Source organism: Burkholderia sp. E168m23 (assembly GCF_016586125.1).
GTDB lineage: Bacteria > Pseudomonadota > Gammaproteobacteria > Burkholderiales > Burkholderiaceae > Burkholderia > Burkholderia orbicola.
Map to the genome: position 1 here is coordinate 1 of NZ_BCPP01000137.1, position 10,197 is coordinate 10,197.

Consider the following 10,197-nt stretch of genomic DNA (forward strand, 5'->3'; position numbering starts at 1 on the left):
ACGATCGCCCACATCCGCAAGGCGACGCAAGGGCACATCCTGCTCGAGAACAGCCATCCGTTCATGCGCGAGCTGTGGGGCCGGCACTGGATCTTCGCGCATAACGGCGACCTGCAGGACTACGCGCCGGACATGGACGGCAGTGTCTACCACCCGGTCGGCACGACCGACAGCGAACAGGCGTTCTGCGTGCTGATGCAGGGGCTGCGCGAGGCCTTTCCCGGCGCGCAGCCGCCGCTGCCCGAGCTGTTCGAGCGGGTCGGCGAACTGACGCGCGGCATCACCGATCACGGCGTGTTCAACTTCCTGATGTCGAATGGCCAGGCGCTCTTCGCGCACTGCTCGACGCGGCTGCACTACCTCGTGCGGCGCTGGCCGTTCTCGACCGCGCATCTCGTCGACGAAGACCTGTCGATCGACTTCGCGAAATACACGACGCCCGAGGATCGCGTCGCGGTGATCGCAACGCAGCCGCTCACCGACAACGAAGTCTGGACCGCGTTCGAGCCGGGCGAGCTGATCATGTTCCAGTGCGGCGACGTCGCCGCGCGGATGCAGATTCCGGTGCCCGAGCGTGTGCTCGAGAAGCTGCGCAACCCGTCGCTCGATGCGTCGGCGTCCGCGCCGCACACGGTGGTGCGCGAAGCGCTCGCCACCGCGGCCGACGGCGATTCCGACGACGCGATCGATTTCTGAAGTCCGGCGCGGCATCGGCTGCGCTCGCTTTCCGAACTGCTGCGCGCACTTCATGCGTCATCAGCGCAAATCGCCTCGCTCCGGTCAATACGGTTTCGTTTTGACCGCCACCCGGCGCAATCGATTGACATCACCCGACATCCGCTTGATTTTATTAATTTACAAGCGAAAGCAAATAAAAGATGGAATCAGGAAAATAACCATCAATTAAAACAAGAACCCCTGATCCGGATTTTAACGCACCGCATCTGCCGGAACCGTTCGCTATCCCACCTACTCCGGCAGCCGTTCCAGATCTCTGCAAAACCCCTCCCAGCCCGCCCCCGCCACAGCCTTCGGTTCGATTAACCACACAAATCAAAAATACCACGCATTACGGTTCGCATCATTACAGTTTCCAGCTTCTCGATAATCGACGGCCATCTGAATCAGTAGACTCCGCCCATCCTCGGTGTAACGAAACACGATTGGCGCGACACGCTGCCATAGCCGCCGCACGCCCCTTCGGATCATTTCCCCACCGCGGAATGCGAATTCGCCGAACAACGGCGAATGCCACGTCAAAAAGAAGAAAGAGGGGTATGTCGTGAATCACTCATTTCGATCGATATGGAGCGAGGCCGCCGGCTGCTGGGTCGCGGTCGCGGAAACGACCCAGACGCGCGGCAAGCGCTCGGGCGCTGCATCGGGGCCAAGTCAGCGCACCGCCCGCAAGGCAACGCATCACGCAACGCGCCGGTCGCCGCTTCGTGTCGCGGCGCTCGGCGCCGCACTGGCGGCACTGTCGGCCGGCACCGTGCACGCATCGACCTGCGGCAACGGCGCGGCCGTCGCGAACGGCGGCACCTGCGCGCTCGGCAGTTTCAGCCCGACCGTCAACAACGATCTCGTCGGCGCCACGACCGTGTCGGGCGGCGACCGGGTCGGCCTGACCGGCGCCTGGACGGGCGCGACCGGCGACATGGGCTACACGCCGATGCCGCTCGGCAACACGTCCATCATTTCGGGCAACCCGAATCAGCCGTTGGTCACGCTCGGCGGCAAGACGCAAAGCGTCGGCACCCCCGATTCGATCACGGGCAGCCGCACGTCCGTCGCCACTTACGACTCGTCCGCGTTCGTGTCATCGACCGCGGGCTCGACCGTCGTGCAGGTCTACCACGACGTGAACGACAACCAGTACGTGAACACGCGGATCGGCACGGTCGCGAATTCGGGCGGCACGCTCGACGTATCGATCGGCAACCCCGCGAACGCACCTGCGGCAACCGGCAACGTGATGACGATCGCGGCCAAGCAGAGCGATCTCGCCTACGCGGACGGCACCGGCTCGGCACCCAGCGTCATCAACTGGAATTCGCGCAACCAGATCTGGTTCATCACCGGCGACTATCTCGCGAGCGGCGGCCCCGTCGGCAGCATCGAGCTCGACGTGCCGACCTACGCAGGCACCTTCACCGCGTTCGACGGCAGCACGTGGACCGTCACCGACGCCGCGTCGCTCGCCGCGTACAACGACTTTCTCGTGCGTTCGGTCCGCAACGGCGCGCTCGGCTCGCAGACCGCCTACGACACCGCGTTCGGCCAGGCCGTGACACTTTCCCCGCAGACCTTCGAGTATGCGAACGACGTATCGCCCGGCGACAAGAACGCGCTGCCCAGAAACTACCCGTCCGCGATGCACGGCACGGGCGCGAACGCTACGCTGCACATCGGCAAGGACGGTCAGATCGACTTCCGCGGCTCCAACACGATCGATGAGAGCGCGGCCGTCGTCGCGGAGAACGGCGCGCACTTCGTCAACGACGGGCGCCTGTCGGGCGACTTCACGCTGGTGCGCCTGCTGAGCGGCGCGAGCGGCGTCAACAACGGCACGATCTCGTCCGGCTATACGGCTGGCGACAACGTCAACACGGGGGGCGCCACCCCTTCCGACAACTTCGGGCTCAACACGTACGTCGAAGGCAGCGGCGTGTACGCGAACGGCGCCGGCACGACGTTCGTCAACAACGGCGTGATGAACGTCGGCGCCTGGAATCTCACCCGCAACCGGCTCGACCTGCAGAACTACGCGGTAGCCGCCACGGACGGCGCGCGCGCGTCGAACGCCGGCACGATCAACGTCGGCGTCAACGCGACGACGCTCGACAGCCAGGTGATCGGCGGCCTCGTCGCCGGCGGCAGCTTCACGAACGAAGCCGGCGGCACGATCTATCTCGGCCGCGCCGCGCAGTACGACCCCAGCTCCCCCGAAGCCGCGAACGACGTCGCGCTGTCCGCGCACGGGTACGGCATCCTGCTCGGCGCGTCGGGCACCGCCAGCAACCTCGGCACGATCGTGATCGGCACGCAGACGCAGAACGGCGCCGCGCTGGCGAGCATCGGCTCGAGCGCCGGCACGCTGACCAACGCGGGCGCGATCGTCGTCAACGGCGCGGCGCCCGGCACGCCGCTCGCCAACGTCGGCATGCTCGCGGCCGACACCGCCGCGACCGTGACCAATACGGGCACGATCACGCTGAATGGCGTGAACGGCATCGGCATCATGGTCGTCGGCACCGGCACGAACGCGACGGCCGCGACGTCGACCGGCACGATCAACGTGGCCGGCGGCCTCGATCCCGCGTCGGGCACGCGCAACTACGGCGTCTGGGCCGAAGGGCCGCTCGCGAAAGCCACGCTCGACGGTGCGCTGAACCTGACGGGCACCGGCGCGATCGGCGTGCACGCGCGTTCCGGCGCGACGATCGACGTCGGCGCGAACGCCGTGCCGGCCTTCATGTCCGGCACGCACCAGATCGGCTTCTATGCATACGGCGCAGGCTCGAAAATCAACGTCGCCGCGCAGCACCTGAGTGTCGACACCGACGATTCGACGCTGTTCCGCGTCGCGGGCGGCGCGGCCTACACGGGCGCGTCGGCGGCCGGCGCACTGATCACCGACGTCAACGGCCAGCGCGCGCGCGGCGTGCTCGCGACCGACGTCGGCACCACGCTGTCGACCGGCAACGCGATCTACGACGTCAAAGGCGCGAACGGCATCGCGATCGCGGTCGAAGGCGGCGCGAAAGGCACGATCGACCCGGGCACGACGATCAACCTGAACGCGGCCGGCGCGACCGCGGGCATCGTCGACGGCCAGGCGCACGACCTCGCCGGCGCGGCTGCCGGCGCACCGGTCGCGACGACGCTGACCAATCACGCCGCCGTCACGTCGTCGACCGCCGGCGTGACCGGCTTCATCGCGCAGAACCTCGGCACGCTCGAGAACCGCAGCACGGTGTGGCTGACCGGCGCCGGCTCGACGGGCGTCGTGGCCGGCGCGCTCGGCACGGTGAACAACGCGTCGACGATCCGCGTCTCCAACGGCACCGGCGCGCTCGTGCAGGGTGCGTCGGCCACGCTCGCCAATGCGGGTTCGATCGAAGCCGACGACGGGATCGCGGGCGTGCGTCTCACGGGGGCCGGCGCATCGGTCGCGCTGTCGGGCGCGGGCACCGTCGTCGCGAACGGCAGCGCCGACGGCGTGCTGATCGACTCGACCGTGACGGACGGCGGGATCGCGGCCGGGGCGACGTCGATCGCGGTCGGCGGCTCGGGCAGCGGCATCCGCAACCTCGGTGCGAATGCAACGATCGCACTGTCCGGCACGCAGGTCGCCACGACCGGCAACGGCGCCGCCGGCCTCGCGTCGACCGGTGCGGGTGCACGTATCGCGACCGATGCGGCCACGGTCGTCCGCACGGCGGGGGCCGACGCGCTCGGCCTGTCCGTGTCGGGTGCCGATTCCACGCTCACGGCCAACGGAACCACCGTCGCGACGACCGGCGCGAACGCGCATGCGATCGTCATGGACGGCGGCGCGACAGCCCTGCTGTCGGGCGCGAAGATTTCCGCATCGGGTGCCGCGGCCGATGGCATCGTCGCGCAAAACGGCGGCCGCCTCGCCGATACGGGTTCGTCGCTCGCCAGCGTGGCCGGCAACGGCGCCACCGCGAACAGCGGCGGCGTGCTCGCGTTGACCGGCACGGCGCTCACGGGCGCGACGGCCGGCGTGCTGACGTCGGACACGCTCGCGAACGGCGCGACCAGCTCGGTGCTCGTCGACGGCGGCAGCGTGACGTCATCCACCGGGCCGGCGTTCGCCGCGCGCGGCGGCACGGCCGACATCGCGGTACGCAACGGCACGGTCGTGACGGCCGGCAACGGCACGCTGCTGAACCTCGCGAACGGCAGCAACGTGACGTTCGGCGCATCGGCGGTCAACCTCGCGGGCGACATCGTGTCGGACGCATCGAGCACCGGCAACGTGTTCCTCGCGAACGGCACGACGCTGACCGGGAAGATCGACCCGGTCGCGCTGAGTGTCGACGGCACGAGCACGTGGCGCATGACGGGCAGTTCGGTCCTGCGCAGCCTGAACAACGCTGGCCTCGTCGCGTTCGCCGCGCCGACCGGCTCGCCGACGCTGACCGGCAGCTACAAGACGCTGACGACCGGCGGCTACGTCGGCAACGGCGGCACGATCGCGCTGAACACGTATCTCGGCGCCGATACGTCACCGACCGACCGGCTGATCGTGAACGGCGGCACGGCGAGCGGCACGACCGGCCTGAAGATCGCCAACACGGCCGGCACCGGCGCGCAGACGACCGGCGACGGCATTCCCGTGGTCGTCACGGCCAACGGCGGCACGACCGCCGCGTCGGCATTCCATCTTGCCGGCCCGGTACAGGCCGGCGCGTATGAATACCGGCTCTATCGCGGCGGGCAAGGTGATGCGAACGGCTGGTACCTGCGCTCGCAACTCGACCAGACCGACCCCGGCGACCCGATCCACCCGTCCGGCGGCGGCGACGGCGGCAACAACGGGAATGGCAACGCAAACGGCAACGGCGGCACGCTCGCGTATCGTCCGGGCGTCTCCGGCTACGCGATGACGCCGCTGCTGAACGCCGACTACGGCTTCTCGACGCTCGGCAGGCTGCACGAGCGCGTCGGCGACATCTACAACGTCGAGAAACAGCAGCCCGGCAATCGCGACGGCGTGTGGGGGCGCATCGGCGGCCAGAGCCTCGATGCGAATGCGGGCCGTTTCTCGGCCGACGAACGCACGTTCTTCGCGCAGTTCGGCAAGGACTGGACCCTCGACCAGGCGCCCGACGGCGCCGGCAGCACGCATGCGGGCGTGACGGCCAGCATCGGCGTGTCGAATGCGAGCTTCAGCGACATGGCGCGCGCAGGCTCGCCCGACCTGTCGACGTCGACCGGCTCGGTCGAGATGCACGCGCAAAGCGTCGGCGGCTACTGGACGCGCTACCTGCCCGACGGCACCTACTTCGACAGCGTCGGGCAGGTCACGCACTACGGCAACCGCTATCGCGACAGCTACGGCAACGAGGCGTCGCAGAACGGCTTCGGCGTCGCGCTGTCGCAGGAAGTCGGCAAGCCGTTCGCGATCGGCACGTTGCCGTTCGCGGTCGAGCCGCAAGCGCAGTTGATGTATCAGTACCTGAAGCTGAACGGGTTCAACGACAACGTGTCGGCCGTGTCGGGCACGACGACGAATGCGCTGCGCGGCCGCGTCGGCGTGCGCATCTTCCGGCCGAACCTCCAGTCGGACGCGGGCGGCGGCGCCGCGACACCGTACTTCACGGCCGACGTGCTGCACGACTTCCTGTCGCCGGGGCAGACCGTGGTCGGCGGCACGCCGTTCGCGACGCATCTCGGGCGCACCTGGTACGAGCTCGGCGTCGGCGTGACCGCCGGCTTCGGCAAGTCCGGCGAGCTGTACGCGAACGCGAAGATCGCACGCAACATCGGCGGCGATTACCGGCGCGGAATCGTCGGACAGGTCGGCTACCGGTACAGCTGGTAACGCCCGGCGACGGACGAAAAAAAACCGCCCGGCTGCGTGCCGGGCGGTTTTCGCATGGGTGCGCGCGAAAACGCGCGAACGCTCAGTGCAGGATCTTCGCGAGGAAGTCCTTCGCGCGGTCCGATTTCGGATTCGAGAAGAAATCGTCCTTGCGGTCGTCCTCGACGATCGCGCCCTTGTCCATGAAGATCACGCGATGCGCGACCTTCTTCGCGAAGCCCATCTCGTGCGTGACGACCATCATCGTCATCCCTTCCTGCGCGAGTTCGACCATCACGTCGAGCACTTCGTTGATCATCTCGGGATCGAGCGCGGACGTCGGCTCGTCGAACAGCATCGCGATCGGGTCCATCGACAGCGCGCGCGCGATCGCGACCCGCTGCTGCTGGCCGCCCGACAACTGGCCCGGAAACTTGTGCGCATGCGCCTTCAGGCCGACGCGATCGAGCAGCTTCATGCCCTTCTCGTTCGCCTCGTCCTTGCCGCGGCCGAGCACCTTGACCTGCGCGAGCGTCAGGTTTTCGGTGATCGACAGGTGCGGGAACAGCTCGAAATGCTGGAACACCATCCCGACCTTCGAGCGCAGCTTCGACAGGTTCGTCTTCTTGTCGCCGACCGACTGGCCGTTCACGAGGATCTCGCCCTGCTGGAACGGCTCCAGGCCGTTCACGGTCTTGATCAGCGTCGACTTGCCGGAGCCCGACGGGCCGCACACGACGACCACTTCGCCTTTCTTGACCTCGGTCGTGCATTCGGTGAGGACCTGAAACTGGCCGTACCACTTCGAAACGTTCTTGATGGAAATCATCTTGTGACCTTTTTCTGGAGACCCTTGACGAGAGCAGACGCCAACGAGCAAATCACGAAATAGCATGCGCCGGCGAACAGGACCATCTCGACGGTCGTGCCGTCGCGATCGCCGACGTTGGCGGCCGTGCGGAAGAAGTCCGCGAGACTGATCACGTACACGAGCGACGTATCCTGGAACAGGACGATCGCCTGCGTGAGCAGCAGCGGCACCATCGCGCGGAACGCCTGCGGCAGGATCACGAGGCGCATCGCCTGCGCGTAGTTCATGCCGAGCGCGAACGCGGCGTTCACCTGCCCGCGCGGCACCGCCTGGATGCCGGCGCGGATGATCTCGGAATAATACGCGGCTTCGAACAACGAGAACGCGACCATGGCCGACGCGAGGCGGATGTCGATCGTCGGCGACAGCCCGAGCACGCCCTGCAGCAACTGCGGCACGATCAGGAAGAACCACAGCAGCACCATCACGAGCGGGATCGAGCGGAACACCGTCACGTACGCTTTCGCGAACCATGCGAGCGGCTTCACGCCGGACAGCCGCAGCAGCGCCAGCAGCGTGCCCCAGACGATCCCGATCACGATCGCGATCAGCGTGATCTTGAACGTGACGACCGCCCCCGACCACAGCGTCGGCAGCGCGCCGGGAATACTACTCCAGTCGAACTGATGCATCACTTGCCTCCGATATAGCCGGGCAGCCGCGTGCGGCCTTCGATCCAGCGCATGAACGCCATCACGACGAGGTTGATCAGCACGTAGGCGAGCGTGACCGCGATGAACGACTCATAGGTCTGCGCGGTGTAGTCGACGAGCTGGCGCGCCTGTGCGGACAGGTCGAGCAGGCCGATCGTCGACGCGACGGCGGAGTTCTTGAAGATGTTCAGGAATTCCGACGTGAGCGGCGGCACGATGATCCGGTACGCGACGGGCAGCAGCACGTAGCGATACGTCTGCCATTGCGTGAAGCCCATCGCGAGGCCGGCCGCGCGCTGGCCCTTCGGCAGCGCGTTGATCCCCGAGCGCACCTGTTCGCACACGCGCGCGCCCGTGAACAGGCCGAGACAGACGATCGACGCGGTAAAGAACTGCGTGCCGGGCGGCAACTGCTTGATCCAGGTGCCGATCGACGCGGGCAGCAACTCGGGTATCACGAGATACCAGACGAAGAACTGCACGATCAGCGGGATGTTCCGGAAGATCGACACGTACACGGTGCCGATCGCGGCGAGCCACTTGTTCGGCACGGTGCGCAGCACGCCGAACAGCGACCCGACGATCAGCGCGATGACCCAGGCGACGAGCGACACTTCGATCGTCACCCAGAAGCCGGACATCAGCCATCCGAAATAAGTCGTCGGCTCGCCGGTCGACACGGGGCTCAGAAAGATGCCCCAGTTCCAGTGGTAAGACATGGGCAAGACTCCAGCAAAAAGAAACGGAAGAAGCGTGGCCTCTTCCGTCTCATTAGCGTCATTTCTGCATCAACGGCCGTGTGGTCAGTCGAGCGCCTTGTCGTTCGGGTTCGCGTACAGCTTCTTCATCGAATCGGACAGCGGGAAGTTCAGGTTCAGCCCCTTCGGCGGAATCGGGTTCTCGAACCACTTCGCGTAAATCTTCGCGGCTTCGCCCGACTTCTCGACTTGCGAGATCGCGTCGTCGACGACCTTCTTGAAGTCGGCATCGCCCTTGCGCATCATGCAGCCGTAAGCCTCTTCCGATTGCGGCGTGCCGACGATCACCCACTCGCCCGGCTGCTTCGCCTTCGCGCGCTCGCCCGCGAGCAGCGCGTCGTCCATCATGAACGCGACCGCGCGGCCCGATTCCAGCGTGTTGAACGAATCGCCGTGATCCTTCGCGCTGATGATATTCATGCCGAGCTGCTTGTCGTTGTTCATCTTGCGCAGCAGGCGCTCAGACGTCGTGCCGGCGGTCGTCACGACCGTCTTGCCCTTCAGGTCGGCGAAATCCTTGACGCCCGAATCCTTCTTCGTCATCAGGCGCGTGCCGATCACGAAGATCGTGTCGGAGAACGCGGCTTGCTGCTGACGCTCGAGGTTGTTGGTCGTCGAGCCGCACTCGATGTCGACCGTGCCGTTCTGCACGAGCGGAATACGGTTCTGCGACGTGACGGGGATGTTCTTCACCTGCAGGTTCGGCAGGTTCAGCTTCTTCTTCACCGCGTCCACGATCTTCAGCTGGAACTCGCGCGAATAGCCGACCACCTGCTGGTTCTGGTCGTAGTAGGAGAACGGAATCGACGATTCGCGGTGGCCCAGCGCGATCACGCCCGTGTCCTTGATCTTCTTCAGCGTGCCAGTCTCCTGAGCGTACGCGCCGCTTGCGAACGCGCACAGCGCCGCGGCCATCAGGACTGCCTTGTGGTATTTCATTTTGGTCATCTCCTTGGCTAAAACCCGCGCCAGTGTATCAAAGTAATATTTTTGAAAGTACTGGTTGTTTACCGCACTACGAATCGCCCTGTGCGAAGCCTTCCTCCCGGCTCCGGGCGCTCCAGATGCGCGCGCGGGCGGTGCCGGATTCGGCACCGCCCGCGCGGGTTCATATCCACAATCGGGTGGATTGCGTCATGAATCGATCATGGTCGTCGATCGGGGACGCCCGGTTAGGGACGCCCGGTTAGGGACGCCCGGTCGGGGACGCCCGATCAGGGGTAGAGGCCGCGCATTTCGCGCGCCATCAGGATGCGCTTGCACGCGACGATGAACGCCGCCGTACGCACCGTCACCTTGTGCTCTTCCGCGACCGCCCACACGCCGGCGAACGCTTCGCGCATCACGCGCTCGAGACGATGG

The 10,197-nt window shown here is 66.4% G+C and carries 6 protein-coding genes and 1 pseudogene; 2 read left to right on the forward strand and 5 right to left on the reverse strand.

Going from position 1 to position 10,197, the window contains the following annotated elements; genetic code table 11:
* Both JMF90_RS09990 and JMF90_RS09995 read left to right on the forward strand, forming a co-directional pair.
* Positions 1 to 696 (forward strand): class II glutamine amidotransferase (locus tag JMF90_RS09990; protein ID WP_201325075.1); only part of this gene is annotated, 696 nt, incomplete at its 5' end.
* A gap of 586 nt (positions 697 to 1,282) precedes the next feature.
* Positions 1,283 to 6,574 carry an autotransporter outer membrane beta-barrel domain-containing protein gene (locus JMF90_RS09995; protein WP_125380845.1) on the forward strand — a complete coding sequence of 1,764 codons (5,292 nt, stop codon included), beginning with the start codon at positions 1,283 to 1,285 and terminating at the stop codon, positions 6,572 to 6,574.
* Between the two features lie 82 nt (positions 6,575 to 6,656).
* Here the strand turns inward: JMF90_RS09995 and JMF90_RS10000 are convergent, their stop codons facing one another.
* The 5 genes and pseudogenes from JMF90_RS10000 to JMF90_RS10020 all read right to left on the reverse strand — a co-directional run.
* The gene (locus JMF90_RS10000) at positions 6,657 to 7,382 is read right to left on the reverse strand and encodes an amino acid ABC transporter ATP-binding protein (protein ID WP_011544587.1); all 726 of its coding nucleotides are present in this window, start codon (positions 7,380 to 7,382) and stop codon (positions 6,657 to 6,659) included.
* Complete coding sequence (gltK, locus tag JMF90_RS10005; RefSeq protein ID WP_011544586.1) at positions 7,379 to 8,056, reverse strand: glutamate/aspartate ABC transporter permease GltK; 678 nt, start codon at positions 8,054 to 8,056, stop codon at positions 7,379 to 7,381. Before gltK ends, JMF90_RS10000 begins: the two co-directional genes overlap by 4 nt.
* The gene (locus tag JMF90_RS10010; RefSeq protein ID WP_006476908.1) at positions 8,056 to 8,796 is read right to left on the reverse strand and encodes an amino acid ABC transporter permease; all 741 of its coding nucleotides are present in this window, start codon (positions 8,794 to 8,796) and stop codon (positions 8,056 to 8,058) included. The genes gltK and JMF90_RS10010 overlap by 1 nt, the downstream gene beginning before the upstream one ends.
* An 84-nt stretch (positions 8,797 to 8,880) precedes the next feature.
* Entirely contained in the window at positions 8,881 to 9,774 is an 894-nt protein-coding gene (locus JMF90_RS10015; protein WP_011544585.1) for a glutamate/aspartate ABC transporter substrate-binding protein, read from the reverse strand.
* Positions 9,775 to 10,049: 275 nt separating this feature from the next.
* Positions 10,050 to 10,197, reverse strand: a pseudogene (locus JMF90_RS10020) (Glu/Leu/Phe/Val dehydrogenase); the annotation flags it as partial.

What these genes read in the sequence shown, in the direction of transcription:
- JMF90_RS10000 (WP_011544587.1), bottom strand. Translation starts at nt 7,382, where the DNA reads ATGATTTCCATCAAGAACGTTTCGAAGTGGTACGGCCAGTTTCAGGTC.
- gltK (WP_011544586.1), bottom strand. Translation starts at nt 8,056, where the DNA reads ATGCATCAGTTCGACTGGAGTAGTATTCCCGGCGCGCTGCCGACGCTG.
- JMF90_RS10010 (WP_006476908.1), bottom strand. Translation starts at nt 8,796, where the DNA reads ATGTCTTACCACTGGAACTGGGGCATCTTTCTGAGCCCCGTGTCGACC.
- JMF90_RS10015 (WP_011544585.1), bottom strand. Translation starts at nt 9,774, where the DNA reads ATGAAATACCACAAGGCAGTCCTGATGGCCGCGGCGCTGTGCGCGTTC.